This window comes from Actinopolyspora sp. BKK2, from assembly GCF_011291845.1.
Lineage (GTDB): Bacteria > Actinomycetota > Actinomycetes > Mycobacteriales > Pseudonocardiaceae > Actinopolyspora > Actinopolyspora saharensis.
The window spans coordinates 468,949-494,180 of record NZ_JAANTE010000001.1 but is presented as its reverse complement, the minus strand read 5'-3'; the positions used below and the strand labels follow the sequence as shown (position 1 = coordinate 494,180).

Here is a 25,232-nt window from a genome sequence, read left to right as displayed (position 1 = left end):
CGCTGTTCTTCCGCATCCGATGAACCGTTCGGGGTGTTGTTCAGCCGCAGCGGTGCGGACGTCGCGCCCGTTCCGGACGATTCGCCCGAGGGCGGGCGGCTGCTTCGGCTGCCCGGAGGAGTTCACCGCGCTGCCGTGGAACAGCCGTTCCCCGCGGGAAGAACGGGAGAAATCCCGCTCCTTCCCGCGAGAGAGCCGGGGGTTCCCCCGGAGGAGCGGCGCGGTCAGCTGTGGCGTGCTTTCCGGCGCGGTCGGAGGAGGTCACGGTTCGGTCGTGGACCGGGGCGGTCGGTGTGCCGCTTCCCGGGGGCTCGTGCCGAACACGAGACGTTCGGCGAAGCCGAGCGAGTGCTCGAAGATGTCGTCGACCACCGCCGCGGAGGCGCCGAGCCAGACGTGCTCGGTGTCCGGAACCGTCCGCAGTTCGGCTCGCGCCCCGCTGGCCTCCAGGGAGGCGGCCAGCTCCGTGCTGTGCGAGCACGCCACCACGGTGTCCTGCTCGCCGTGCACGAGCAGGAACGGCGGAGCGCCGGCGTGGACGTGCGCGACGGGGCTGGCCGCGCGGGCCCGCTCGGGATCCGCGGCGGGAGCGGAGCCGAGCAGTCGGGCCTCGGGCGTGCGCGGATCGTGCGGGGAGTAGCCCTCGCGGGCCGTGCCCAGGTCGCTGGGCCCGTACCACACGACGGCGCCGGCCAGGGGCGGGTCCGCGTGCGTGAGGGCCAGCAGCGCGGCCAGGTGCCCACCCGCCGACTCGCCCCAGGCCACGGTTCGCGCGGTGTCGACGCCGAGCTGCGCGGAGCGGAGTCCGAGCCACCGCAGCGCGCAGCGCAGGTCGTCCAGCTGGGCGGGGAAGGTGGCTTCGCCGCTGAGCCGGTAGTCCACGCAGGCCACGGCGAAGCCCGCCGCGGCGATGCGGGCGAACGGGCCGGGGGACCAGCGGCGGGTGTGCACCCCCATGTCGTCGCGCCGTCCGCGCTGCCAAGCGCCTCCGTGCAGGAACAGCACCAGCGGCGCCGGCTCGTTCGGGCGGCCGGGCAGCCACAGGTCGAGCTCCGGTGGCCGGGTGCCTTCCGGCTCGGCGTAGGGCACTCCGCGCAGCAGGCGCACCTCCGGAGTCGGGAAGGCGGGCGGTGGCAGGGCGGCCTCGTCCGGGTGCGGGGCGGCGATCGACTCCTGCGGTGTCGGTCCGGTGCCGGTCATGCCGTGTTCCAGCGGTGCTCGGGCAGGAAGCGCACGTCGTGGCGGTGGGCCACCTCGGCGAAGCGCTCCGCAGGGGGAACGACGGGCTCGTGGGGCAGCCCGTGCTGCTCGGTGGGGGCGCCGAGGTTCTCGAAGAACCGCTCGTAGGTTCCCGCCGGGCCCGCCGCGACTCCGACGACCTGGCTGTGGTGGCGCTCCATGCGGTAGGCGTGCGGGCAGTTCTTGGGCACGAAGCCGAAGTCGCCCGGTGTCAGCAGTTTCTCCTGCTGGACGCCTTCGGTGTCCTCGACGAACAGGCGCACGGCTCCCGCGGTGATGTAGAAGACCTCGTAGGTGTCGGGGTGCACGTGTGCCGGGATGATGTCGCCCTTGGGGCCCTCGCAGGTGAAGAAGTTGAAGGTGTTCTCGGTCTGCTCGCCGCCTGCGTAGATGGTGAACATGTCGCCGAACAGGTGCGCCCGGTCGCCTTCGCCCTTCTCCAGGAAGTAGGGCTTGCCCGGTTCGGGCGGGATGCCCGAGGCCTGCCGGTGGCGGGTGGCGTACTCGATGGTCATGATGCTCCTCGGAGAACGAACACCTTTGTCAGGTAGCCTGACACAAGTTGTGGTGACCGGCAAACCCCGGTCGCCGTCGTCGGCTCGTCGGGAGGAACTGATGCACACCACCGGCCGCAACCTCCCCGGACTGCTCGGCGAGGCCCGGCGCTGGTTCGAGGAGGCGCTGTCGCAAGCCCTGGAGCGCAGCGGGGAGGTCCCCGTCTCGCCGCCCCAGATCCAGTTGTTCGCCGTGCTCGACGAGCAGGGCGCCACGGTGTCCGAACTGGCGCAGCGCACGGGGGTGACCAGGCAGACGGTCCACCAGGCGGTGCACGGGCTGGTGGACGCCGGGCTGCTGGAGCAGGGCCCGCACCCGAGCTCGGCCCGCCAGCGGTTGATCCGCCGCACCGCGGAGGGGGAGCGCGTGCACCGCAGGGCGAGCGCGCTCCTGGAGGAGCTGGAGGAGCGGCTCGCCGAGCGGATCGGTCGTGGTGCCGTAGCGGCGTTGCGGGAGGCGCTGGAAGCGCCCTGGGGCGAGCCTCCCGCGGTGGGGCCCGCGCCGGAGTAGGGCACGGGGGCGCTGGTCGGGCGGGGTGGCGGAAGCGCCGAGGTGCGCTGGATCGGCCCGCGGGGCGGGTTGTAATGTCACGGGTGACGTTCCGGGGCAGCGGGTTCTCGCTGCTCGGCCGTCCGTCGCACGACGCCACGCACCGACCGTCCCGCGGGGCGCGGTCCGGGCGGTTTCGTGGTCGCGCGGGCCCTCTGTCGTTCGGGAAAGGTCGTGATGCGGGGACTCGATTTCGTCGCCTTCGACGTGGAGACCGCCAACGCGCGACGCGGTTCCGTCTGCGCTCTCGGCGTGGCCGTGGTGCGCGACGGGCGGCTCGTGGGCACGCACTCCTGGTTGTGCCGGCCGCCCGAACCGCTCGATCACTTCGACCCGCACAACGTCGCCATCCACGGGATCACTCCCGAGCACGTGGCCGGGCAGCCGTCGTTTCAGCACTGCCTGGGCGAGGCGCTCGATGTGATCGGTGACCAGCCCGTGGTGGCGCACAACGCGGCCTTCGACACGGCAGCGGTGCGGGAGGGCTGTGACGCGGAGGGGCTGATGTGGCCCACGCTGCGGTACGGCTGCACCCTCGTGTGGTCGCGGCGCGAGCTGAAGGGCCTGACCAATCACAGGCTGCCCACGGTGGCCGCGGCGCTCGACGTCCCGCTCGACCGGCACCACGAGGCCGCCGCGGACGCCGAGGTGTGCGCCGGGATCCTGGTGGGGCTGGCGGGCAGGCGGGGCAGCCGCACGGTCGAGGACTTCGCCGTCGCGACGGGAACCAGGCTCGGGTTCGTCGGCACCGACACGTGGCAGGGGTGTCGCACGGTCTCCGGCGGCCGCGGCGGCGGTGGTGGTTTCCGCGAGGAGCTGACCGCGCCCGCGGTCAACACCGCCGCCGATCCCGAGCACCCGCTCTGCGGCGGGGTCGTGGTGGTCACCGGTTCCCTGTCCGTGTCCCGGCAGCGGGCCTGGGACCTCGCCGCCGAGTGCGGGGCCACGCCGAACAAGGACGTCACCAAGCGCAGCACGCACCTGGTCGTCGGGGACGGTTTCACCGGTGACCTCTCGTCCGGGTTCACCACGGGCAAGGTGGCCAAGGCGTTGCGCCGCCGCGAGAAGGGGCAACGCCTCGAGATCCTCACCGAGGCGGAGTTCACGGCCCTGGTCACCGGGGAGCGGAGCTCGTCGGTGACCGAGGTCGGTCCGAGCGCGTCGCCGTGACCGCTCTCGTCGCCGGGGAACGTGTCACGCTTCCGGTCGAAGCGCCGGGACGGTTCCGCGAGAGGGCCCGCGCGCTCTGCCGCCGGCGTCGTTGTGGTGTATCCATGCGGGAGCGGGTCGGCGGCGGTGGCCGGGGGTGGCGTGGCCACTGCCGGGGATCCGGTGGGACCGGACGTGGAGAGGAGTCGTGGTGTTCGAGACCCGAGCAGCAGTGGCCCGCCCCGGAGCCGGGGCTTTCACCTGGGAGAGCGTCCGACTGGAGGATCCGCGTCCGGACGAGGTGCTCGTGCGCGTCGTGGGGGCGGGCATCTGCCACACCGATCTGGCCAGCCGGGACGAGCAGCTGCACACCTCGTTGCCCGCCGTGCTCGGACACGAGGGAGCGGGGGTGGTCGAGGCAGTGGGCGAGTCCGTCACCGGAGTCGCCGTCGGCGACACGGTGCTGCTGTCCTTCGACTCCTGCGGAGGTTGTCCCGCCTGTCTGCACGGCCACCCGGCCTACTGCCGGAGCTTCATCCCCCGCAACTTCGACGCGGCTCGTCCCGACGGAACGACACCGATCCGGTCGGTCGACGATTCCCCGATCGGTGGGCGCTTCTTCGGGCAGTCCTCCTTCGCCGAGCACTGCGTGGCTCACGAGCGTGGCGTCGTGCCGGTGAAGGCCGCCGACGAGGACGAGCTGGCGTTGCTCGCCCCGATCGGATGCGGCGTCCAGACCGGTGCGGGCGCCGTGCTCAACGAGCTCTCCGTCCGGCCGGGGGACAGCGTCGCCGTCTTCGGGGCGGGCGCGGTAGGTCTGTCGGCCGTCATGGCCGCGGCGCTCACCACGGCGACCAGGGTCGTGGTCGTCGACATCATCGCCTCCCGACTGGAACTCGCGAAGGAGATGGGCGCCACCGACGTGATCAACGGTGCCGAGGAGGACGTCGCGGCCCGGCTCGGGGAGGTGACCGGTGGCAGGGGAGTCGACCACGCGTTGGAGAGCAGCGGGGTTCCCGCGTTGCTGCGCCAGGCCGTCGACGCCCTGTCGGTGGGGGGAACTGTGGCGGTGGCGGGGGCTCCTCCGGTGGGCACGGATGCCTCCTTCGACGTCAACTTCCTGCTCAACGGCCGTGGCATCCGAGGTGTGACCGAGGGAGACAGTGATCTGACGAGCTTCGTGCCCAGTCTGGTCGAGCTGTACCGGAGGGGGCGGCTGCCCTTCGACCGGATGGTCCGCACCTACTCACCGGAACGGATCGAGGAGGCGGCTGCCGATGCCGGGGCCGGTGAGGTGCTCAAACCGGTGCTGCGTTTTCCCTCCTGAACCGGCCGAGCCGGTTCCGAGCGGGCAGTGCTGCCCAGCGGGCGCCTCCCGCCCGGACGGTTCGCGGGCGGGAGGTCAGGGAACGGCCCGGCGCAGGGTCAGATAGCCCGTCGCGGCGATGACCACCGCCAGCGCCAGCGGGTAGCCACCGAGCAGGGCCGTCGGCGGCTGCTCGACGAAGAAGCGCCCGATCGAGGGCCACCACCCCTGCCAGCTCGCCACGACCGCGAGCGTTCCGGCCAGCAGCCCGATGCCGAACACCAGCGTGTACACCCCGGGCTGGCCCCAGCGCTTGAACACGATGCCCACCCACACGCCGAGGAACGCCAGCAGCAGGAACGGGGCCGTGTAGGTGAGCAGCTGTGCCGGGGCGCTGTCCTGGGGCAGGAAGGGCAGCGTGAAGAACCGCAGCCGCAGGCCCCAGCCCGATGTGGCCCGTTCGAGCAGGCTCAGCAGGTACAGCAGCACCCCGTAGCCGATCGACTGGCCCACCACGACCAGGGCGGTGGCGCCGTAGAAGGTTCGTCGGGTGACGCTGAGCCCGGCCGCGAAGGGGAAGACCTGGGTGATGGTCTGCAGGTGCACGGCCAGCATGACGCAGTAGATCGACATCAGGGCCCCGCTGATCACCTCCCCCTGCGCGGAGGGGGAGCTCAGCACGGTGTAGGAGGCCATGTTGATCAGGAACACGGCTGCCAGCACGAGCAGCGGCATTCCCAGGACCGCGAACTTGTTGACGAGTTGGATGCGGGCGACTGTGAGCAGACGTGTCATCGGTGCGCTCTCCCGTCGTTCGTGGCACCGGGCGCGGTGCGTTCGTCGGCTGCCTGCTGGGTGGTTCGGATGACGAGCTGCTGCAGTGAGACCGGTTCCACGTGCAGCTCGTCCGGGACGTGCTCGGGGGCGGCTCCGCTCAGAGTCACGCGGAGGAACCCGCCGAGCTGCTCGCGGTGCAGTTCGGTGCGCCCGGCCGCGAACTCCTCGACGGACCGGGCCGGGCCGGTGACCGTGACGGCGCGGGAGCGCAGGTTCTCGGTGTCCTCGTCGAGCAGGACCTGTCCGGCGTCGATCAGCGTGACGTGCTCGATCAGGTCACTGACCTCGTCGATGAGGTGCGTGGACAGCACGATGGTGCGCGGGTGCTCGGCGTAGTCGGCCAGCAGCCGGTCGTAGAACCGCTGGCGGGCCACCGCGTCCAGCCCGAGGTAGGGCTCGTCGAAGAAGGTCAGCGGGGCGCGGGAGGCGAGTCCGATGATGACGCCGAGCGCGGACAACTGCCCCCGGGACAACTTCTTGATGCGTCGTTTGAGCGGAAGTTGGAATTCCTCGATCAGCGATTCGGCGAATTCCGGGTCCCAGTTCTCGTAGAGCAGGCTCGCCGCGGTCAGCGCGTGGTGCACCGAGAACGTCTCCGGGTATTTCTGGGACTCCTTGACGAAGCAGACGTGGCTGAGCACGTCGGCGTTCTCGTAGGGGCGCTGCCCGAACACCTCGACGTTTCCCGAGCTCTCGAACTCCTGACCGGTCAGGATGCGCATGATCGTCGTCTTGCCCGCTCCATTGCGCCCGAGCAGCCCGTGGATCCGGTTCTCGGTGAAGTCCAGCGAGACGTCGTCGAGCGCGACCACGTTCCGGTACTTCTTGTTCACTCCGCGCGTGCTGACCGCTGTCATGTTTCGTCGCTCCAGGCGTCGATCATCTTTTTCAGGTCCTCGGCGTTCATTCCCAGTTTGTGCGCCTCGTCGAGCAGCGGGGCGATGAATTTCTCCCCGAAGGTCTGCCTGCGTCGTTCGAGCAGCTGCTCGCGCGCCCCGCTGGCCACGAACATCCCGATTCCTCTCCGCTTGTAGAGCACCCCGTCGGTGACCAGCTTGTTGATGCCGTTGGCCGCTGTGGCCGGGTTGATCCGGTGGAAGGTGGCGAGTTCGTTGGTCGAGGGCGCCCGTGACTCCTCGGGCAGCGAGCCGTCGATGACCGAGCTTTCGACCTGCTCGGCGATCTGGAGGAACAGCGGGCGGCCGTCGTCCGTCACGGCCACCACCGCCGCCCGAGTTGGTTAGTTGGTTCATTAGTCATGTGGGTAACCATGCCAGTGGTGGACCGGGGAGTCAACTCCCGTGACGCGCTGCCGGAGCCGTGCGGGGAGCTCGATACCCGTCTCGGGTGGGCAGCGAGGCAGCGCGGGGCGCTCGGGAGCGCGTGGGCCGGGGCGCGCTCCGATCGAGCGCCGCGGAGGGGAACCGGACGGGTGCGGCTGGTGGGGCAGTGCCGCACCGCCGCCGGGAAGAACGCGGACGAACGCGGGGAGGGTGCCCTCCCCGGCGAGAACGTCGCGCTAGCTCCGCGTCGTGCTCAGGCGGTGCTCGTCGAGCAGCTTTCCGGTGTCGTCGAGCAGCTCCTCGTCGACGTCGGCGGGCACCAGCCCGAAACGCTCGTCGTAGGCGTTGATCACGGCCTGTTCGAGCTCGTCGAGGGCGACGTTCGGCGCCTCCTCGCGCACGGAGCCCACCGACTCCGGGTCGAACGGCAGGTCGAGGTGGCGGTAGACCTCGGCCAGCACCGGTCGCAGCAGCTCGGCGTCGTCGACGACGGCGACCGCGCTGAACAACCAGGCCCCGCGGATCATCCGCTGGGCGGTCCCGACGAGCTTGACCCGGCCGCCCGCGTTCACGCTGTGCTCACCGGGGCAGTACTCGCCGGGCACCGCGCCGACGCGGGCGTCCACGCCCCGCCTGCGCAGCACCTCGGTCCACAGCTCGGCGTAGCCGCGGAAGCGCTCGTCCATGCCGGACAGGAACCCGGGGTCCTGCCCGATGTGGTCGACGACCAGCGAGTTGGCGGTGTAGGCCACGGCGCGTCCTCCCGGGGCGCGCACCACCGGGGTGAAGCCGGCGTCGCGGACGGCGCGCAGCGCGGCGTCGAACCCGGGCCGCAGGGTGTCCCTCCTGCCGAAGGCGACCACGGGGGCGCTCGGCCGGTAGATCCGCACAGCGGGTCCGGCCGCTCCGCGGCCGACGCGACGCACCAGCGCGTGGGCGAGCCCGACTTCCGTGGCTTGGTCGTCGGTCGTCTCGAGCGCTCCACGCAGCAGGTCCACGTTTCCGCATCCTACTGGTGCGGGGACGGGCCCGTGACCGCGGAGCCGTTCGGTTCACCGGGTCTCGTCCGAGTGGGCGGAGTGCGTGGTCGCACTCGGGGCCGGGTGGCCATGCTGGGCGGTGGTCCGGGGGAGCCCGAGCAGCCACACCGCTCCCAGCAGCGCCCAGCCGCCGAGGATGATCCACTCGGCCGGCCAGTCGAGTCCGCTGGGCATGCCGGGCAGGAACAGCACGGCCAGCCCGAGGCTCAGCGTCAGGGCCAGCCCGCCGACGGTTCTTCCGCAGCGAACCCGGAACGGGCGGGGCATGTCCGGCTCGCGGTGCCGCAGCACCAGAAAGCTGCTCGCCACCATCAGGTAGGCGACCACGATGGCGACCCCGCCCGCGTCGATCAGCCAGGTGAGCATCTTCTCGCCGAACAGCGGGGCGATCAGGGACAGTCCGCCGACGAACAGGATCGCGTTGCTCGGCGTGCCGAACCGGGGGTGGATCCTGGCGAACCAGCTCGGCAGCATTCCCGAGCAGGCCATGGCGTGGACCAGTCGGCTCGCGCCGAGCAGGAAGCCGTTCCAGCTGGTGAGGATGCCGGCTATGCCGCCGAGCACGAGCAGGGTGCCCATCGTCGGGCTGTTCCACAGCGCGCTCATGCCATCGCCTGCCGCGAGCTCGGACCGGGCGAGGTCCTCGGCCGGGAGTCCGGAACCGACCGTGAGCACGATCAGCACGTACCAGGCCGTGGCGGTGCAGGTGGCCAGCACGAGCAGTTTGCCGATGCGGCGGAAGGGCAGTCCGATCTCCCCCGCGGACTGGGGGATCACGTCGAAGCCCACGAACAGGAACGGCACGGCCACCAGCACGCTCAGCACGCCTGCCGGGGCGGCGGAGACCAGCGGGCGCATGTTCGCGGGATCACCGCCGAGGAAGGAGCCCAGCAGCAGGGTGGCACCGACCGCGAGCAGGAACAGCACGGCCAGGCTCTGCAGCACGGCGGCCGGGCGCACCCCGACGTAGTTCACCGCGGTCATCACCGCGGCCCCGAGCACGCCCACCCCCGCCCAGGTGGCGAACACGTCCTCACCGGCCACCGACCACAGCTGACCGGCGGGCAGCTCGGGAAAGACGTAGCTCAGGCTCTGCGGCAGCGCCACGGCCTCGAAGGCGACTACCGAGACGTAGCCCAGCACCAGCATCCACGAGGTGGTGAAGGCGGGGCGCGTGCCGAGCGCGCGCAGCACGTAGTTGTGTTCGCCACCGGCGTGCGGCATGGCCGAGACCAGCTCGGCGTAGGTCAGCCCGACGAGACCGACGACGACACCGCCGAGCAGGAAGGCCGCGGCGGCCCCCAGAGTTCCCGCTCGGGTGATGAACTCCCCGGTGCGGACGATCCAGCCGAAACCGATCATGGCTCCGAAGGCGATCGCGAGCACTTCCCACCGGCCGAGCACGCGCGCGAAGGAGCGCTGTCCGTCGTCGATCATGGTCTCTCCCGCCGGGAACCGTGTTCGGGTTTTCCGGGCACGGGGACATCCTGATCCCGCGGGTGCGGGCGGAACCAGCACCGAAACGGATGACAGCAGCGGGCAGCGCTCGGACGGGGCGAGAGGTGTGCTCGCGGGCTCCGGCCTCGTGCGGCGGGGAGTCGGGGCCCGCCGGTTTCGGTCACCGGGGTTGGCCGCCCGGAATGATTCGGTCCCGGAATTGGGAGGAGGCCGCGCGAAGGCCCGCGGGCGCCGTCGCGTCGAGCGCGGCCGGGCAGAACCGGGCAGAAGAGTCTCGTTCTCGGGAAAGGCGGAAACATCGCGGTTCCGCAGAAGTGGAAACATCGCGCCGCGAGGCGCGGTGCGGGCGCGCCGCCGCTCGTCCAGCGGGGTGGGAGAAGTGCTTTTCGGTGCGTGCTCCGGGGTGACCGAGCAGACGGTGGGGCGTCTGCTCGGTTTACCTGCTGCCGCGTGCGGAATGCGCGTGGGTCGTCAGGCTGACTCCACGGAGACCCGTCGTGGGTGCTCCTCGGAGTGCTCCGCGGTGTGGGCGCGAATGCTCAACGTTCCATTGCTCATGCTCGCGGTGACGCTGTCGGCGTCCACTCCGGGAGGCAGGCTCACCTCACGGTGGAAAACCCGTCCTGCGCTGATGCCCGAAACGGTCATCAGGACCCGCCGCCGCAGGCCCACGTCCACTTCGCTCGCCGTGACACCGGGCAGGGAGACGTCGATGTTGACGTTTCCCGCCGGGTTCACCGACGTGCTCGCCGTCGGTTCCCAGGAGTTCTCCGGGGAGGCCTCGGAGGGAAGGTCCCGTCCCATGAGCCACTGCTGCTTCTGGCGCAGCGGCTTGGAACGAGTCTGCCGGAGTTCCGCACTGTTCCGGGCTTCCCACTGCTCCGGGATGACGGAGCTGGGGGCTTCGGCCAGTGATTGCTGTTCGTGTTGCGAATGATCGACCGTCGTTCTGCCGCGCTTCATGTCGCGCAGCAGCAACGCCAGGGAAGCGACCAACGGCCGGATCGGATTGCTCAATCCCACCATCTCCCAGGACCCGCGTGGCGAGTTGTTCGAGGACAACCCATTTATCATGAACCAATGTAGCTATACAGGCCTGTACAGCAAAGGGCGTTCCGGACAACACGTGCGGCGGTGCGCAGAGCCCTCCGCAGGCCACTTCGGAGTGAGCCGGAGGGCACTCACATTGCCGGAAGTGGAGCCGCAGCCCCACGACTGTTGAGCCGTTCGGGTGATCTTGAATCGGGGCTCCCGTTCTGAACGCGCTCACGATTCCACAGGCTCGCGCACGAGGCAGACGGGTTTGTCCCATTCAGCGGATTCCGCTGCCCGTATTTCATCACGCCTCCGGAACGGATCGTGTAGCAGGGGGGTGTAGTCGACGCCGCGTCCGCAAGCGGGGTGCCTGAAGGGTGAACTCCCGGGCTGAGCTGGGCGTCGTCCCCGGACACGTGGGTGACGGTGCGCGGTCGCGCTCCCCGGGTGAGTAGCGGATTCCTCCGGTTCGGCGCCCCGGCCGCGACCGGGCCGACCCACGTGGGTTCGGCCCGGTCGGATCCGCGCCGGCGCCGCGCCGTTGCCGGTCGTTGTTTTTTCGCCGAACGGTTGTTTTTCGGTGGCGCGGGCGCCGGCGGCGAATTTTTTCCTCGGGGGTGTTCCTGAATCGGGCAAGATTCGTGGTGATGGGGCGGGCCCCTTCCCGCGGGGTGCGTTCACAGCGGTCGTTGCCGTTGGGAGTGCTGCACGCTGACCCAGTGGTCGGTGGTGAACTCCTCGATCGCCCACTCGCCGCCGAACCGGCCGATTCCGGAGGCCTTCTCCCCGCCGAAGGCGGTGTTCGGCTCGTCGTTGATCGTGGTGTCGTTGATGTGGGTCATCCCCGCCTGCACCCGCAGGGCGAAGCGCAGCCCGCGCTCTTCGTTGCGGGTGAAGACACCGCTGGACAGCCCGTATTCCGTGCTGTTGGCCAGCTGCAGGGCGTGCTCCTCGTCCTCGGCGCGCACGACCGTGGCCACGGGGCCGAACACCTCCTCGGCGGCCGTGGGGGTCTCGTTGTTGCCGGTGAGCACGTGCGGCGGCAGCACCTGCCCGGTCGGGCCCTGCGGCTGCCCGGAGCACAGCGTGCGCGCGCCGTCGGAACTCGCCCGGGAGAGCTTGTCCAGCACGGAATCGAGCTGGCCGGAGTTGATGATCGGGCCGATGCTGGTCCCGGGATCGGCGGGGTCGCCGCAGCGCAGCTGCTCGGCCCGGGCCCTCATGCGTTCGGCCACCTCGTTGTGCACGTCCCGGTGCGCGATCACCCGGTTGGTGGCCATGCAGACCTGTCCCTGGTGGAAGAAGGAGCCGAACATCGCCGCGTCCACGGCCTGCTCGAGATCGGCGTCGTCGAGCACGACCAGCGGGCCGTTGCCGCCGAGTTCGAGACCGAGCTTCTTGAGCGGCGCCTTCCGGCCGAGGTCGCGTCCCACCTCGGTGGAGCCGGTGAACGAGACCACCGGAGAGCGGGGATCGGTGACCAGCGGGTCCCCGATCTCGCCGCTTTTGCCGATGAGCACGTTGAGCACTCCCTCGGGGAGGCCGGCCTCCTGGTAGATCGCGGCCAGGAGCAGGCCCCCGGTCACCGGTGTGTCCCCCGCCGGTTTGAGGACCACCGCGTTGCCGACGGCCAGCGCGGGCGCCACCGAGCGGTTGGACAGCTGCATCGGGAAGTTCCACGGGCTGATCACGGCCACGGTGCCGACCGGCTGCCGATACACCCGGTTCTCCTTGCCCTCGATGAGGGCGGCGGGCAGGAGTCTGCCCTCCACGTGGGCGGGATAGGAGGCCGCTTCGAGCATGACGGCGCGCACCGCCATCCACTCCCACTCCGCTCGGGCGCGGACGGCGCCTGCCTCGGCGACCAGCCAGTCGATGATCTCCTGCTTGCGGCGCGACATGATCTCGGCGGCCCGGACGAACACCTCGACCCGTTCCGCGGCCGTCGTGGAGGCCCAGTCTCCCCGGGCCCGTTCGGCCGCCCGGTAGGCGGCGTCCACATCGGTGGTGTCCGCGTGGGGGATCTCGGTGAGCTGCCTGCCGGTGTAGGGATTGACGTCGGTGTTGACCGAGCTCGCCTTCCCGGAGCGCCACCGCCCGTCGACGGGCATCCGGTCGAAACCGCCGTAGGCGTGAGGGGGTGACTGCGCGTCGGTGCTCATGAACGCTCCTTCCGGGCAGTGGGGTTCGGTACCCCTCGGGTACCCGCTGCGGCGTTCGCGGTCACGTCGGTCCGGAGTGTTTTTGCTTCTCGGGCGGGGTGCGTTCAGTGCTGCTGCCGGAGGCCGGTGTCGCCGTGGGGGGTGGGATCGGAGTTCTCGGAGGAGCGGGACCTGGTGCGCAGCAGGGTCCGCAGGCCGAAGGTGCCCGCCAGTCCGAGCAGCGAGACGAGGATCAGGAAGACCAGTCCCGCGTGCGTGGATCCGGTCAGGTCCACCAGCGCGGCGATTCCCATGGGGCCGAAGCCGCCGCCGAGGTTGCCGATTCCGTTGATCGCGCCGATTCCGGCCGCTGCCGCCGCGCCGCTCAGGAAGCGCGGCACGAGCCCCCACATGATCGGCTGGGCCGCGAAGCCGCCCACGGAGGCCAGGCAGAGTCCGAACATCTGCATCCAGGCGGGCTCGGAGGCGACGGTGATCGTGAATCCGAGCGCGGCCAGCGCCAGCATGCCCGCTATCCAGTCGAGCGGTCGGCCGCCGCGCGCGGCGAGCCGGGGGACCAGCAGCAGGCCGGCCATCACGCACAGGTAGGGGGTGGCCGAGATCAGCCCGATGGCCGTTCCGGAGAGTCCGCCGAATCCGTCGATGATGGTGGGCAGCCAGAACGAGAGCCCGTACGTGGCCAGTGGGAAGCACAGGAAGAACGCGGCCAGTGCCAGCACGCGGGGGTCGGCCAGCGCCCGCAGCGGGTTGTGCGGCTGTTGGCCCGTCCGCGACTCCTCGGCGGCGAGGACGGTGCGGATGCGCTCCTTCTCGCCCGTGGTCAGCCACCTCGCCTGCTCCGGGGAGGAGGGCAGCAGCCAGAGGACGAGCGGGGTCGTCAGCACGGCCGGGATTCCGGTGCACAGGAAGATCCACTGCCAGCCTTCGAGTCCCCAGACGCCGTGCAGGTCGCTCAGCGCGCCCATGGCGGGGTTGCCGATGATGAAGGAGACGGGGCCTGCCAGCATGAACAGTCCGACCGCCGCCTCGCGGCGGGCGGCCGGGTACCAGCGCGTGAGGTAGTAGATCACGCCGGGGAAGAAGCCCGCTTCGGCGGCGCCGAGCAAGAACCGCGCCAGGTAGAAGTGCCACGGCTGGGAGACCAGGGCCGTGGCCATGGTGATCAGTCCCCAGGTGAGCATGATCCGCGCTATCCACCGGTTGGCCCCGAACCGGTGCAGCGCCAGGTTGCTGGGCACTTCCAGCAGCGCGTAGGCGACGAAGAAGAAGACCTGGCCCAGGGTGAAGGCCGTGGCCGACATGCCCAGCTCGTCCTGCAGCGTCAGCTTGGCGAAGCCGAGGTTGGAGCGGTCGACGTAGGCAATCACGTACAGCAGACCCAGCAGGGGGAGCAGACGCAGGGTGACCTTGCGGAACAGCGAGCGGTCGGTGTTCGGCGTGTCGGGCACGTTGCTCACCGCGGTGTGCGGCCCCATGAAAACTCCAGTGTTCGTAATTTCGGACACTGTTCAATTTTTCGTGACGGGGACGTTAAGCAGGGCGTGGCACGCTGTCAACGGTTCGTTTCATCGAGCCGGAAGTGCCCATCCGGTGAGCGGAAATGTCCACGGGCCTCGTGGGCGGGGCCACCCACGGAGCCCGCGAAGGTGGCGTGAACACGAGCGGGTGCCGGCCGGGGCGTTTCCGTGTCGTGGACGCCCTTCGGGGCGTGAGCCTCCACTGTGCTCGGCCGGGCCAGGTGCCGCCGGGAGAACCAGTCGTGGGGAACCGACCGGCGGAGTCCGGCCGACGGGGCAGCCGACCGTCGGTGGTGGGCGCGCACCGGCCGCGCGGGCAGTGCCGTGACGTCCGTTCCGGGCAGCGCGCCGCTCGGAAGGGGATTACCCGGAGTGGGCCTGGTCGAGGGGGCGCTGCGCGGTGCCGGGCTCGGCGGCGTGCTCGGTGCGCTCGCGCGGGTGAAGCAGCGAGCCGAGCACGCAGATGCCGAGGTTGAGCACGAGGCCGAGCATCCCGCCGTGCACTCCGTAGAGGGCGTCGACCCCGGCGACGGCCATCCCGCCTGCCAGGAGCACCCCGGCCAGCATTCCCCAGAAGACGGGCCCCGCCGCGAGGCGCTTCCAGTACAGTCCCACCACGAAGGCCGGGGCCAGCTGGATCAGCAGCTCGATCTTGAGCGTGAATATCTCCACCAGGGTGCTCGGTGGGTTCCAGGCGAGCAGCAGGATGCCGAACACGGCGACCACGCCCACGGCCTTGCCCACCCGAACCTGGTGCTGCGGGGTGGCGTCCGGCCGGATGTAACGGGCGTAGACGTTGGTGGAGACGATCGAGGAAAAGCTCAGCAACGCCGAGTCGGCCGTGGACACGACCGCGGCCACGACACCGCCGAACAACAGGATCATCATGACGTAGAAGAAGACGTTCAGCCCGGCGACCTCGTTGGCGATCATGCCCACGAGTCGCTCGGAGTCCTGAGCGGACAGATCGGGGAAGAGCTCCAGCCCGAGCAGCCCGATCGCGAACACCGCACCGGCGGTGAGCAGCGGCATCCACACCATGGGCAGCAGGGAGCGCTTCAGGGTGCGTGCGCTGCGTGCCGCGTAGACGCGCTGTATCGCGTGCGGGTACATCGCGATCCCGATGCCGACCATGAGGATCATCGACACCCAGTTGACCGAGTCGATCGTGGACGGAACGGCCATGGCCTCCGGGTGGTGGCTCAGCACGGTGGGGCCGTTGCCCGCGGGCAGGTCGTTGACGAGGACGACGGCTCCCGCCAGCAGGGTTCCGACGCCCAGCAGCAGCGCGACCCCCTGCATGATGTCGGTCATGGCGACCGCGCGCATCCCACCGCTCCACGAGTAGGCGAGCATGACGAGCACGAACGCGGTCACGCCCACCTGGTAGGGGATCGTGCTGCCGGTCAGGCCGGTGATCGCCTGGCCCATGGCGATGAGCTGCTCCAGCAGGTAGTTCGCCAGCGCCCACAGCATCAGCAGCGCGGCGAGCACGGTGAGCGGGGTGGAACCGAAGCGGTGACTCACCCAGTCGGTGGGGGTCACGAAGGAGTGCTTCTTCGCGATCGCGTGCATGCGGGGGGCGAACAGCATGTAGCCCGCCACGATCATGCTGAAGAAGGTCACCGACTGCCACCAGGCGAATCCCTCGCGGAAGGCCTGCGGGGCGTAGCCGATCACCGTGTTCCCGCTGTACTGCGTGGCGTACAGCGTGAAGAACAGGGTGACCACCCCGAGGTTGCCGCCCGCGAGGTAGTGGCCCTTCGGGCTGTGCTTCGCCCCGGAGCCGCCGCGCCCGGCGAAGAAACCGATGATCAGCATCAGCGCGGCGTAGGAGGCCAGGACGAGCACGCCCGATCGGCCGCTGAAGTTCAGCGTGTCCATGTCACACCGCTCCGCCGTGTCCGCTCGTGTCCTCGTTGGTCTCGCGCCGCGTTCCCCGCGGTGGTTCCTGCGGGGAATCCGCGTGCTGTTCGGGGGTTTCCCAGCGGGACAGCAGCATCCAGGACAGGTATCCGCACAGCGCCAGGGACGAGAGAACCGCGATCAGTGTCCACAGGGGAAAACCGAGCAGCACCGGCCCGATCGTTCCCGCGGGCAGGTACCACGGGACGCCGACCAGGACCAGAAGCAGCAACCCCGCCCAGGCCAGGGGAGCGCGTATCGGTTCACGCGGCTCGGGGCCACCCTCCTGCGGCATGTCCACTCCGTTCCCGTCGAAGCTCGCCCGTCCGGGGGATGATCGAACCAGTGGCAACGCGCGGGTGGCAACACCTTCCCGATCGGTGGAACGAGGAATGCCCCGAACGGAGGCTTGTGTCGTGCGGAGTCGATCGGAGAGAACGGTTGAGGGGAGTTTTTTCCCGGATCGTGAGAGGTGTGCCGATGGGACAGTGGTTCAACGGGCCCGGCGAGGACTTGGCCACCGTCGCCCGCGCGACGGGATATCCGGTCGTCGAGGTTCCCGGCTGGAGGGGACGCGGGCACGGTCCGCTCGACGACTACGTCGGCGTGGTCGTGTGCCACCACACCGCGGGTCCGGAGCCGGAGGAGACCGCGGAGAACTTTCCCTCACTGGCGCTGGTCCGGGACGGTCGGCAAGATCTTGCCGGGCCGCTGGCGCACTACGGCATCGGCTACGACGGGACCGTCTACGTCGTCGCGGCCGGTCTCGCCTATCACGCCGGGGCGGGGAGCTGGGCCGGGCTGTCGGGGAACTCGGTGGCGCTGGGGATCGAGGCCGAGGACTCCGGTGACGGGGACTGGACCGGGCAGCAGCGGGACGTCTACCCGAGGCTGGTGGCCCGGCTGTGCCTGTTCCTGGGAATCGAGTCCTCGCGGGTGTGCGCGCACCGCGAGTGGGCCCCCGAGCGCAAGGAGGACCCGGCCGGTATCGACATGCGGCGGTTGCGCGCGCGGGTTGCCCACTACCTGCGCTCCCCGGACGAGATTCCCCGCGGGGCGGCCTCGACCTTCGAGGATCACGGTTGACGACCGCGCGGGCGGGACGCCCGGTTCACTCCACCGGGTCCGCCTGCGGGGTGGAGGCGTTCAACCGCGACCTGCGCATCCCGTAGGAGAAGTAGAGCACCAGTCCGGCCGTCATCCAGCCGAGGAAGACCAGCCAGGTGTCCGCGCCGAGGCCGGCCATCATGTACAGGCAGAATCCGGCTCCGAGCAGCGGGGTCACCGGGGACAGCGGCACCCGGAAACCGCGGGGCAGCTCGGGGCGGATCCGGCGCAGCACGAGCACGGCCACGTTGACGAGCCCGAAGGCGAACAGGGTGCCGATGCTGGTCGCGTCCGCGAGGGAACCCAGCGGGACCGCGGCGGAGAGCACGGCCACGGCCAGCGAGACGATCACGACGTTCTTGCGCGGGGTTCCGGTCCGCTCGTCGACGCGGGAGAACACGCGGGGGATCAGCCCGTCGCGGGACATGGAGAACAGGATCCTGGTCTGCCCGTACAGCACGGCGAGCACCACGCTGGAGATCGCCACGAGCGCGCCCACCGACAGCAGCACCGACCAGAGCACGCCCGCCCCCGTGGCCTGCGTCAGCACCTGGCTGAGCACCGCCTCGGCGTCGGCGAAGCGGCTCCAGGGCATGGCCCCGACCGCGGCCAGCGCCACCAGGCAGTACAGGGCGGTGACCACGAGCAGCGACAGCACGATCGCCCGGGGGAGGTCCTTCCTGGCGTCGCGGGCCTCCTCGCCCGCGGTGGAGGCGGCGTCGAAGCCGATGTAGGAGAAGAACAGCGTCGCCCCCGCCGCGCTGACTCCGGCCATGCCGAGCGGCATGAAGGGGGTGAAGTTGCCGTCGCGCACGGCGGTGAAGGCCACCGCGCAGAACACCAGCAGCGTGGCGACCTTGATCACCACCATCACCGCGTTGGCCCGTGCGCTTTCCCTGGCCCCGCCGAGCAGCAGGAACATGGCCAGCAGCACCACGACCACGGCCGGGATGTTGATCAGGCCTCCCTCGCCCGGTGGCTGGCTGAAGAGCTGGGGAATGGTCACGCCGATGGTCAGGTGCAGCAGCTCGTTCAGGTACTGGCCCCAGCCGACCGCCACCGCGGCCACGGACACCCCGTACTCCAGGATCAGACACCAGCCGCACACCCAGGCGACCAGTTCGCCCAGCGTGGCGTAGGTGTAGGAGTACGAGGACCCGGAGGCCGGGATCATGCCTGCCAGCTCGGCGTAGGACAGCGCGGAGAACAGCGCGGTGAGCCCCGCGAGCACGAAGGACAGCACCACGGCCGGACCAGCCTTGGGGACGGCTTCGCCGAGGACGACGAAGATGCCGGTTCCCAGCGTCGCCCCGATGCTGATCATGGTGAGTTGGGCCAGCCCGAGCGAGCGGCGCAGCTGTCCGGTCTCAGCGGTCAGCTGCTCGACCGGTTTGCGGCGGACGAGTCGGGAAGCCACCCCCGCCGCTGCCGACCGGCCGGGGGAGGTCGGTGCGTTGCGGGGCGTTTCCGGGGTGCGTCGGTCTTCCACGGGACGTCTCCTCGGCGGCCTTCCGGTCGTGGGCGCAAGGCCGCGCTGTCAACAGGTTGTGAACGAGGTTGTGGGGTGGTGGGCAACACTAGGAGGTGTGCTGTTGCGCACGAACCCGGATGCTGTTGTGCGAATCAGCGGCTCCGTTTTCGATCCTTGTGTCCGGCACGCCGATGTGCGCAGGCCCCGGCCCGCGCCGAGGCGTGGTGCTCACCGGGATCGGTGCTGTCGGGGCGTGAAAGGAGTGCGCGGCCGCTCGAGTCGAGCGGCCGCGCGGAACGGGTCGGGATGAGCACGTTGTTGTCCGAGTCGTTCGAGTCGTCGTTGGTGGTTTCCGCTTTCCGAGGTTAGGACAGTGCTGCGCCGAACGGAGCAACAGGTTGCTCCGGCCGCGGTCGAGGCCGGGGCTCGGATGTCGAGGCTCAGGAGGACGCGGGGGCGCTCTCCGAGGGCGCGGTGGACTCCCCCGAACCGGTGGCCTCGCCGGGGGCGCGCCTGCCGGGCAGGAAGGCCGCGATCACCAGGGCGGCCAGGGAGGCGAACACGGCTATGCCCATGATCACGCGGAATCCGGTCTGCGAGGGGACGGTGACGGGCCCGATCGTGACGGTCAGCTGCGCGAGGACCACACCGGCGACCGCGCTGGAGATCGAGGTGCCGATGGAGCGCATGAGGGTGTTGAGGCTGTTGGCCGCTCCGGTCTCGGACACGGGGACGGCGGCCGTGATGAGCGCGGGCATGGCTCCGTAGGCCAGGCCGATCCCGGCCCCGATCACGCCCGAGACCAGGACGAGTTGCCAGATCTGCGACATCAGCACCGTGTTGAGCCCGTAGCCGGCCGCGACGACCACTGCGCCGACCATCAGGGTCACCTTGGGGCCGCCGAGCTTCGAGATGCGTGCCGAGACCGGGGCCATGGCCATCATCACCAGGCCCGAGGGGGCCATCACCATGCCCACGACCAGCATGCTGCGCCCCATCCCGTAGTCGAGGGACTCGGGCAGTTGCAGCAGCTGCGGCAGGATCAGCGACATCGCGAACATCGCGAAGCCGAACACCGTCGAGGCGAGGTTGGTGAGCAGGACCTGGCGGTGTGCGCTGACGCGCAGGTCCACCAGCGGGCGGGGAGTGCGCAGCTCCCACCGGCCCCACAGCACCAGCACGAGCACCGCGGCACCGAGCAGACCGAGGGTGGTGCCGCTGGTCCAGCCCCAGTCGCCGCCCTTGGAGATCGCCAGCAGCAGGCAGACCAGCCCGATCGACAGCCCGATCGCTCCCGGCAGGTCGAATCGTCCTCCGGTGCGCACCGCGGACTCCGGGACGACCGCGAGCACGAGCGCGGTGGCGCAGGCCCCCAGCGCGGCGGAGGCCCAGAACAGTACGTGCCAGTCGGTGTACTCGGCCAGGAAGGCGGCCGCGGGCAGCCCGAGCGCTCCGCCCACTCCCAGCGAGGCGCTCATCATCGCGATCGCCGAGCCGAGGCGCTCGGCGGGGAGCTCGTCGCGCATGATGCTGATGCCCAGTGGGATGACACCGGCGGCCAGTCCCTGCAGGGCGCGTCCGACGATCATGGGCACGAGCGAGTTGCTCAGCCCGCCCGTGATCGAGCCGAGCACCATCAGCGCCAGGCTGAGCACGAGCATGCGCCGCTTGCCGTACATGTCTCCCAGGCGGCCCGCCGCCGGGGTCGCGACCGCTCCGGCGAGCAGGGTCGCGGTGACCACCCAGGCCGTGCCCGTGGCGGAGGCGTGGAGCAGTTCGGGCAGGTCGGGAACCAGCGGAATCACCAGGCTCTGCATCAACGAGACCACGATTCCGGCCATGGCCAGCACCACGACGACGGCCGACGTCCGGGGTGGGCCGGTCTCGCCGGGTGGGGTGGCGTTGTCGTGTGACACGGGGTCCTCCGTTTCGGTGTGTCGGGTCTTCACGTCGAAGACCATTCAATCAGTCGATTGACTTAACGCGGTGAACCGGGTTGACTGGGGGTGCACTGAAGATCGGCTCGGAGGAGGTCGCGGTGGAGCGTGACGACGGTGAGCAGCTGCTGGACTACCCGTTCTCGGTGCGGGGCGCTCTGGACCCGCCGGAGGAGTGGCAGCGGTTGCGGCAGCAGTGCCCGGTTGCCGGGGTGCGGCTGCCGAGCGGGGACGAGGCGTCGCTGGTGACCAGGCACGAGGACGTCAAACAGGTGCTGTCCGATCCGCGCTTCACCAGGGACCTCGGGGCGCGGGGAGCGGCCAGGATCTCGGCCGACGAGTCGGGCGGGGTGTTCAACACCTCCATGGCCTCCGCGCTTCCGCAGAGCGGGGAGGCGCACCAGCGTTGGCGGCGCATGGTCAGCAAGTGGTTCACGGCCAAGCGCATGGCCGCGATGCGTCCCGGGATCGAGTCCACGGCCGAGCGGCTGCTCGACGAGATGGTCGAGAAGGGCAGCCCCGCCGACCTCAAGGCGGCCCTGGGGTTTCCACTGCCGGTGTGGGTGATCTGCGACATGCTCGGCGTGCCCGAAGCGGACCGGGACAGGTTCGCCCACTGGTCCGACACCCTGCTCAACCTGACCCGCTACGGGCAGGAGGAGATCGACGCGGCCCAGCGCGAGTTCGCCGCCTACATGGCCGGTCACGTCGAGGCCAAGCGGGCCGAGCCCGGCGACGACCTGCTCAGCGCGTTGACCACCGAGACCGACTCGGCCGGTGAGCGGTTGTCGGACGCGACCCTGGTGGCCACCGGGCAGGGGCTGCTGGTGGCCGGGCACGAGACGACGGCGAACATGATCGGCAAGATGGTGGCCATGCTGCTGTCCGACAGGCGGCGCTGGCAGCAGCTGCTGGAGGACGGTTCCCTGGTGCGCACCGCCGTCGAGGAAGCACTGCGCTACGACGCCAACCCCGGCTTCGGCATGCCGCGCTACATCGGTGAGCAGGCCCACCTCGCCGACGCGACCCTGCCGGAGGGAACCACCGTGGTGTGCAGCATGGCCGCGGCCAACCGGGACAAGAGCGTGTTCGACAATGCGGAGGACATGACCCTGGGGCGCAGTCCGAACCCCCACCTGGCGTTCGGTGTCGGTGCGCACTCGTGCCTGGGCCAGGCGCTGGCCCGCACCGAGCTGCAGACCGTGCTCGAAGTGCTGCTGCGGCGGCTGCCTTCCCTGGAACTCGCCGTGCCCGTGGACGAGCTGCGGCGGGTCGACGGGCTCGTGGTGGGAGGGCTGCGCGAAGTACCGGTTCGGTGGTGACCATGACCGAGAGAACTGTCCGGAGTGAGCAGATCCGCACCACGCGGGAGAGCATTCTGACCACCGCGGAGCGCCTGTTCGCCGAGCACGGGGTGTTCGCCGTGTCCAACCGCCAGATCAGCGAGGCGGCGGGGCTGGGCAACAACACCGCGGTCAGCTACCACTTCGGCGCCAAGGCCGATCTGGTGCGGGCCATAGTGCGCGAGCACTCCGGGCGGATCGAGCAGCTGCGCAGGCAGCTGCTGGCGGATGTCGGGGAGGAGCCCAGCGTTCGGGACTGGGTGGGCTGCCTGGTACGCCCGAGCGCCGAGCACCTGGCCACGCTCGGGTGTCCCACCTGGTACGCCCGCTTCGCGGCGCAGGTGATGACGGAGCCCGCGTTGCACGGGATCATGGTCGAGGAGTCGCTGACCTCGCCGGACCTGCACCGGATCATCGACGGGTTCGACCGCTCGCTGCCCGACTTGCCGCCGCAAGTGCGCTCCGAGCGCTTCGCCATGAGCCGACAGCTGATGGCGCACATGTACGCCGAACGCGAGCGTGCCCTGGCCGAGGGCGTTGCCACGCCCAGGGCGAGTTGGCACGACGCAGCGACCGGCTTGGTCGACGCGGTGACCGGGCTGTGGCTGGCTCCGGTCACCGGTTGAACGGGTCGGAAACGGAACGCGAGGAAGTACTCAGCGACGGAAGGACGAGATCCGATGCAGGTCAGTGTCGACGAGGACAAGTGCTGCGGGGCGGGACAGTGCGTGATGACCGCTCCCGAGGTGTTCGACCAGCGCGACGAGGACGGGATCGTGGTGCTGCTGGACTCCCGGCCCTCCGAGCAGCTGCACGAGGCGGTGCGCGAGGCCGCCGACATGTGCCCGGCCGCGGCCATCGAGGTGAACGAGTGAGCGACCCGCTAGGACGGAGAGCGCGGCACGACGTTCCGTGGAGGAGTTGATGAGCAGTACGGTGGATTCCGCCGACGGCGGCGTGGCCGACGTCCCGGAATACCCGATGACCAGGGCGGCCGGGTGTCCTTTCGACCCGCCGCCCGAGCTGCGGGAGAAGCAGCGCCAAGCCCCGCTTGCCCGGGTCAGGCTGTGGGACGGCAGCACGCCGTGGCTGGTGACCCGGCACGCGGAGCAGCGGAAGTTGTTGGCCGACCCGCGGGTCAGCGCCGATCCGACCAACCCCGGCTACCCGAGTCCGGCGCCGGTTTCCTCCGCGGAGCGCGCGAGCGGTTCGCCGCTGAGCTTCATCCTGATGGACGATCCGGAGCACGCCCGTCTTCGGCGCATGGTGACCGGCCCCTTCTCCGTCAAACGGGTGGAGGCGCTGCGACCGAAGGTGCAGCGGATCGTCGACGAGGCGATCGAGGCCATGCTGGCCGGGCCGAATCCGGTGGATCTGGTGGAGTCCTTCGCGCTGCCGGTTCCCTCGCTGGTGATCTGCGAGCTGCTCGGGGTGCCCTATTCCGATCACGACTTCTTCCAGCGCAACAGCAGGGTCATCGTCAACCGGAACTCGAGTCAGGAGGACCGTTCGGCCGCGACCGGCAGGCTGACCGAGTACTTGGACGGTCTGGTCGGGGACAAGCTGGTCGACCGGGGCGAGGACCTGCTGTCCGATCTGGCGGAGCGGGTCGAGGCCGGGGAGCTGCCTCGGGACGAGGCGGCCAGGATGGGGGTGCTGCTGCTGATCGCCGGGCACGAGACCACGGCGAACATGATCGCGCTCGGCACGCTGGCCCTGCTCGAGCACCCCGATCAGTTGGAGGCGCTGCGCGAGACCGACGATCCCGAGCTGGTCTCCTCGGCGGTGGAGGAGCTGTTGCGCTACCTCCACATCACCCACAACGGGCGGCGCCGGGTGGCTCTGGACGACATCGACATCGCCGGCGAGACCATCCGCGCCGGCGAGGGGCTGATCGTGGCCAACGACATCGGCAATCGCGATCCCGAGGTCTTCGACGAGCCCGACAGCCTCGACATCCGGCGCGGTAATCGTCGTCACATGGCCTTCGGCTTCGGAGTGCACCAGTGCTTGGGGCAACCGCTGGCCAGGCTGGAGCTGCAGGTCGTCTACGGCACGCTCTACCGGCGCGTGCCCACCCTGCGGTTGGCCGTCGATCCGGAGGAGATCCCGTTCAAGCACGACGGGTCCGTGTACGGCGTCTACGAGTTGCCGGTGACCTGGTGACCGCTTTCGGAGCGGAAGCGAGTGCGGCGGTGGTGCCTCCGCGCAGGCCGCCCGTGCGGAAACACCACCGCCTCCCCGATCACGCGCTCGTCGGCGGGCTTTCCACGAGCTGGCTCAGGTAGAGCTGCGTGCCCAGGGTCTCGATCAGTTCGAGCTGGGTCTCGAGGTAGTCGATGTGGTGCTCCTCGTCGCGGAGGATGCCCTCGAAGAGGTTCGCCGTGGTGATGTCGTTCTTCTCGCGGCACAGCGCGATGCCCGGTTTGAGCCGGTCGAGGACCTCGCGTTCGATCGCGAGGTCGGACTCGAACTGTTCCTTGAGCGTCTGACCGATCCGCAGGGTGAACAATCGCTGGTAGTTCGGAAGGGCCTCGAGGAAGAGGATGCGGTCGCTGAGCCATTCGGCGTGCCGCATTTCCTCGAACGACTCGGTGCGGGTGTGTTCGGCCAGCCTGGTCAGGCCCCAGTTGGCCTGCATCTTCGAGTGCAGGAAGTATTGGTTGATGGCGGTCAGCTCGCTGGTGAGCTGTTCGTTGAGCAGTGAGATGACCTCTGAGTCGCCTTGCATGAGTCCTCCGCCGGTAGCCGTGGGTCGAACCGCACGTCGGACACGTTACGAGCAGCGCGGCATCGTGTGCGCAACCGCGACGGGCGTGTCCGGCAACCGGTGGAGGCACCGGCGGCCACGGTCAGACGCCGCTGGACAGCGGGCAGGAGGGGGTCGTGCTCGCCGCTCGGTTCTCCTCCAGGAGCTCCTCGAGTCGTTCCACGCACGTGCCGCAGCCGGTTCCGGCCAGGCAGCGGTCGCCGATCTCCTCGACGTTGTCGGCTCCGGCGTGGATGCACGCCCGCACTTCCGGTTCGGTCACGCCGGCGCAGATGCACGTGTACATGGGACGGGGCTCCACAACTCCACGACGCTCATTAGGTAAGGCTGAGCTAACTTTCGCTTAGCCTTGCCTAAGTAAACTAGTGTGGGTGGGATGCGCGCAACCCCCGGTAACCGAGTTCACACGGTCGTCGGGGCTCCGCTGCGATGGTGGGAGAGGAACGGCGAGAACACGAGGGTCGGCGTGTACGAAGAACTCCTCGGCCTGGGGTGAGCCCCGCTGCGCGCGGCCGGCACCTCGAGCTCGTCCCATTCGCAGGGCGTGCTCGCCCGCGACGGGGGCCGCG

The 25,232-nt window shown here is 70.1% G+C and carries 24 protein-coding genes; 8 read left to right on the top strand and 16 right to left on the bottom strand.

Going from position 1 to position 25,232, the window contains the following annotated elements; translation table 11 throughout:
• Positions 1-261: 261 nt before the first annotated feature.
• Both G9Q41_RS02290 and G9Q41_RS02285 read right to left on the bottom strand, forming a co-directional pair.
• Positions 262-1,200: an alpha/beta hydrolase gene (locus G9Q41_RS02290; protein WP_165631447.1), complete on the bottom strand. Its 939-nt coding sequence runs from the start codon at positions 1,198-1,200 to the stop codon at positions 262-264.
• Complete coding sequence (locus G9Q41_RS02285) at positions 1,197-1,754, bottom strand: quercetin 2,3-dioxygenase (protein ID WP_165631448.1); 558 nt, start codon at positions 1,752-1,754, stop codon at positions 1,197-1,199. Before G9Q41_RS02285 ends, G9Q41_RS02290 begins: the two co-directional genes overlap by 4 nt.
• Positions 1,755-1,854: 100 nt before the next feature.
• Here G9Q41_RS02285 and G9Q41_RS02280 point away from each other — a divergent pair, with 100 nt between their 5' ends.
• From G9Q41_RS02280 to G9Q41_RS02270, 3 genes are all read left to right on the top strand, one after another.
• Positions 1,855-2,304 (top strand): MarR family winged helix-turn-helix transcriptional regulator, encoded by a 450-nt coding sequence (locus G9Q41_RS02280; protein WP_165631449.1) that lies wholly within the window; start codon positions 1,855-1,857, stop codon positions 2,302-2,304.
• 216 nt (positions 2,305-2,520) lie between these two features.
• Positions 2,521-3,513 (top strand): exonuclease domain-containing protein, encoded by a 993-nt coding sequence (locus G9Q41_RS02275; RefSeq protein ID WP_165631450.1) that lies wholly within the window; start codon positions 2,521-2,523, stop codon positions 3,511-3,513.
• A 190-nt stretch (positions 3,514-3,703) separates the two neighbouring features.
• A complete protein-coding gene (locus G9Q41_RS02270) occupies positions 3,704-4,819 on the top strand; it encodes an NAD(P)-dependent alcohol dehydrogenase (RefSeq protein ID WP_092522654.1) in 1,116 nt (371 codons plus the stop codon).
• A gap of 75 nt (positions 4,820-4,894) precedes the next feature.
• Here G9Q41_RS02270 and G9Q41_RS02265 read toward each other — a convergent pair whose 3' ends face one another.
• From G9Q41_RS02265 to G9Q41_RS02220, 10 genes are all read right to left on the bottom strand, one after another.
• Positions 4,895-5,593, bottom strand: coding sequence for a hypothetical protein (locus G9Q41_RS02265; protein WP_092521322.1), 699 nt, complete (start codon positions 5,591-5,593; stop codon positions 4,895-4,897).
• Positions 5,590-6,492: an ABC transporter ATP-binding protein gene (locus G9Q41_RS02260; protein WP_092521323.1), complete on the bottom strand. Its 903-nt coding sequence runs from the start codon at positions 6,490-6,492 to the stop codon at positions 5,590-5,592. Before G9Q41_RS02260 ends, G9Q41_RS02265 begins: the two co-directional genes overlap by 4 nt.
• On the bottom strand, positions 6,489-6,860 hold the full coding sequence (locus G9Q41_RS02255) for a GntR family transcriptional regulator (RefSeq protein WP_175454992.1): 372 nt from the start codon (positions 6,858-6,860) through the stop codon (positions 6,489-6,491). Before G9Q41_RS02255 ends, G9Q41_RS02260 begins: the two co-directional genes overlap by 4 nt.
• Before the next feature lie 294 nt (positions 6,861-7,154).
• Complete coding sequence (locus G9Q41_RS02250) at positions 7,155-7,916, bottom strand: lipoate--protein ligase family protein (protein ID WP_165631451.1); 762 nt, start codon at positions 7,914-7,916, stop codon at positions 7,155-7,157.
• Positions 7,917-7,970: 54 nt separating this feature from the next.
• A complete protein-coding gene (locus G9Q41_RS02245) occupies positions 7,971-9,395 on the bottom strand; it encodes an APC family permease (protein WP_165631452.1) in 1,425 nt (474 codons plus the stop codon).
• A gap of 492 nt (positions 9,396-9,887) precedes the next feature.
• A complete protein-coding gene (locus tag G9Q41_RS02240; RefSeq protein WP_092521327.1) occupies positions 9,888-10,442 on the bottom strand; it encodes an Hsp20/alpha crystallin family protein in 555 nt (184 codons plus the stop codon).
• A gap of 686 nt (positions 10,443-11,128) precedes the next feature.
• Complete coding sequence (locus tag G9Q41_RS02235; protein WP_165631453.1) at positions 11,129-12,613, bottom strand: aldehyde dehydrogenase family protein; 1,485 nt, start codon at positions 12,611-12,613, stop codon at positions 11,129-11,131.
• 104 nt (positions 12,614-12,717) lie between these two features.
• Positions 12,718-14,088 (bottom strand): MFS transporter, encoded by a 1,371-nt coding sequence (locus G9Q41_RS02230; RefSeq protein ID WP_207630393.1) that lies wholly within the window; start codon positions 14,086-14,088, stop codon positions 12,718-12,720.
• Positions 14,089-14,493: 405 nt separating this feature from the next.
• Positions 14,494-16,014 (bottom strand): sodium:solute symporter family protein, encoded by a 1,521-nt coding sequence (locus G9Q41_RS02225; RefSeq protein WP_165631454.1) that lies wholly within the window; start codon positions 16,012-16,014, stop codon positions 14,494-14,496.
• A gap of 1 nt (position 16,015) precedes the next feature.
• Complete coding sequence (locus G9Q41_RS02220; protein ID WP_165631455.1) at positions 16,016-16,330, bottom strand: hypothetical protein; 315 nt, start codon at positions 16,328-16,330, stop codon at positions 16,016-16,018.
• Positions 16,331-16,515: 185 nt separating this feature from the next.
• Between G9Q41_RS02220 and G9Q41_RS02215 the strand changes: the two genes are divergently transcribed.
• Positions 16,516-17,121: an N-acetylmuramoyl-L-alanine amidase gene (locus G9Q41_RS02215; RefSeq protein WP_165631456.1), complete on the top strand. Its 606-nt coding sequence runs from the start codon at positions 16,516-16,518 to the stop codon at positions 17,119-17,121.
• 25 nt (positions 17,122-17,146) lie between these two features.
• Here the strand turns inward: G9Q41_RS02215 and G9Q41_RS02210 are convergent, their stop codons facing one another.
• Together G9Q41_RS02210 and G9Q41_RS02205 are read right to left on the bottom strand one after the other, a co-directional pair.
• Positions 17,147-18,631, bottom strand: coding sequence for an amino acid permease (locus tag G9Q41_RS02210; RefSeq protein ID WP_347567430.1), 1,485 nt, complete (start codon positions 18,629-18,631; stop codon positions 17,147-17,149).
• A 422-nt stretch (positions 18,632-19,053) separates the two neighbouring features.
• Positions 19,054-20,454, bottom strand: a complete 1,401-nt coding sequence (locus G9Q41_RS02205; protein ID WP_207630478.1) for an MFS transporter — start codon at positions 20,452-20,454, stop codon at positions 19,054-19,056.
• A gap of 197 nt (positions 20,455-20,651) precedes the next feature.
• On the opposite strand from G9Q41_RS02205, the gene G9Q41_RS02200 reads away from it, so the two are divergent.
• From G9Q41_RS02200 to G9Q41_RS02185, 4 genes are read left to right on the top strand one after another with little or no spacing between them, the layout of a single operon-like run.
• Positions 20,652-21,872 (top strand): cytochrome P450, encoded by a 1,221-nt coding sequence (locus G9Q41_RS02200; RefSeq protein ID WP_165631458.1) that lies wholly within the window; start codon positions 20,652-20,654, stop codon positions 21,870-21,872.
• 2 nt (positions 21,873-21,874) lie between these two features.
• Positions 21,875-22,519, top strand: coding sequence for a TetR family transcriptional regulator (locus G9Q41_RS02195; protein ID WP_165631459.1), 645 nt, complete (start codon positions 21,875-21,877; stop codon positions 22,517-22,519).
• A 54-nt stretch (positions 22,520-22,573) separates the two neighbouring features.
• Complete coding sequence (locus G9Q41_RS02190) at positions 22,574-22,768, top strand: ferredoxin (protein ID WP_092521332.1); 195 nt, start codon at positions 22,574-22,576, stop codon at positions 22,766-22,768.
• A gap of 49 nt (positions 22,769-22,817) precedes the next feature.
• Positions 22,818-24,059: a cytochrome P450 gene (locus G9Q41_RS02185; protein ID WP_165631460.1), complete on the top strand. Its 1,242-nt coding sequence runs from the start codon at positions 22,818-22,820 to the stop codon at positions 24,057-24,059.
• A 79-nt stretch (positions 24,060-24,138) separates the two neighbouring features.
• On the opposite strand, the gene bfr is transcribed toward G9Q41_RS02185, so the two are convergent.
• Complete coding sequence (gene bfr / locus G9Q41_RS02180; protein ID WP_092521333.1) at positions 24,139-24,624, bottom strand: bacterioferritin; 486 nt, start codon at positions 24,622-24,624, stop codon at positions 24,139-24,141.
• Positions 24,625-24,745: 121 nt separating this feature from the next.
• Positions 24,746-24,949, bottom strand: coding sequence for a (2Fe-2S)-binding protein (locus tag G9Q41_RS02175; protein ID WP_165631461.1), 204 nt, complete (start codon positions 24,947-24,949; stop codon positions 24,746-24,748).
• Positions 24,950-25,232: the final 283 nt, after the last annotated feature.

Coding starts and splice junctions, on each gene's coding strand:
- G9Q41_RS02290 (WP_165631447.1), bottom strand. CDS start 1,200: ATGACCGGCACCGGACCGACACCGCAGGAGTCGATCGCCGCCCCGCAC.
- G9Q41_RS02285 (WP_165631448.1), bottom strand. CDS start 1,754: ATGACCATCGAGTACGCCACCCGCCACCGGCAGGCCTCGGGCATCCCG.
- G9Q41_RS02280 (WP_165631449.1), top strand. CDS start 1,855: ATGCACACCACCGGCCGCAACCTCCCCGGACTGCTCGGCGAGGCCCGG.
- G9Q41_RS02275 (WP_165631450.1), top strand. CDS start 2,521: ATGCGGGGACTCGATTTCGTCGCCTTCGACGTGGAGACCGCCAACGCG.
- G9Q41_RS02265 (WP_092521322.1), bottom strand. CDS start 5,593: ATGACACGTCTGCTCACAGTCGCCCGCATCCAACTCGTCAACAAGTTC.
- G9Q41_RS02260 (WP_092521323.1), bottom strand. CDS start 6,492: ATGACAGCGGTCAGCACGCGCGGAGTGAACAAGAAGTACCGGAACGTG.
- G9Q41_RS02245 (WP_165631452.1), bottom strand. CDS start 9,395: ATGATCGACGACGGACAGCGCTCCTTCGCGCGCGTGCTCGGCCGGTGG.
- G9Q41_RS02240 (WP_092521327.1), bottom strand. CDS start 10,442: ATGGTGGGATTGAGCAATCCGATCCGGCCGTTGGTCGCTTCCCTGGCG.
- G9Q41_RS02235 (WP_165631453.1), bottom strand. CDS start 12,613: ATGAGCACCGACGCGCAGTCACCCCCTCACGCCTACGGCGGTTTCGAC.
- G9Q41_RS02230 (WP_207630393.1), bottom strand. CDS start 14,088: ATGGGGCCGCACACCGCGGTGAGCAACGTGCCCGACACGCCGAACACC.
- G9Q41_RS02225 (WP_165631454.1), bottom strand. CDS start 16,014: ATGGACACGCTGAACTTCAGCGGCCGATCGGGCGTGCTCGTCCTGGCC.
- G9Q41_RS02220 (WP_165631455.1), bottom strand. CDS start 16,330: ATGCCGCAGGAGGGTGGCCCCGAGCCGCGTGAACCGATACGCGCTCCC.
- G9Q41_RS02215 (WP_165631456.1), top strand. CDS start 16,516: ATGGGACAGTGGTTCAACGGGCCCGGCGAGGACTTGGCCACCGTCGCC.
- G9Q41_RS02205 (WP_207630478.1), bottom strand. CDS start 20,454: ATGGCCGGAATCGTGGTCTCGTTGATGCAGAGCCTGGTGATTCCGCTG.
- G9Q41_RS02195 (WP_165631459.1), top strand. CDS start 21,875: ATGACCGAGAGAACTGTCCGGAGTGAGCAGATCCGCACCACGCGGGAG.
- G9Q41_RS02190 (WP_092521332.1), top strand. CDS start 22,574: ATGCAGGTCAGTGTCGACGAGGACAAGTGCTGCGGGGCGGGACAGTGC.
- G9Q41_RS02185 (WP_165631460.1), top strand. CDS start 22,818: ATGAGCAGTACGGTGGATTCCGCCGACGGCGGCGTGGCCGACGTCCCG.
- bfr (WP_092521333.1), bottom strand. CDS start 24,624: ATGCAAGGCGACTCAGAGGTCATCTCACTGCTCAACGAACAGCTCACC.
- G9Q41_RS02175 (WP_165631461.1), bottom strand. CDS start 24,949: ATGTACACGTGCATCTGCGCCGGCGTGACCGAACCGGAAGTGCGGGCG.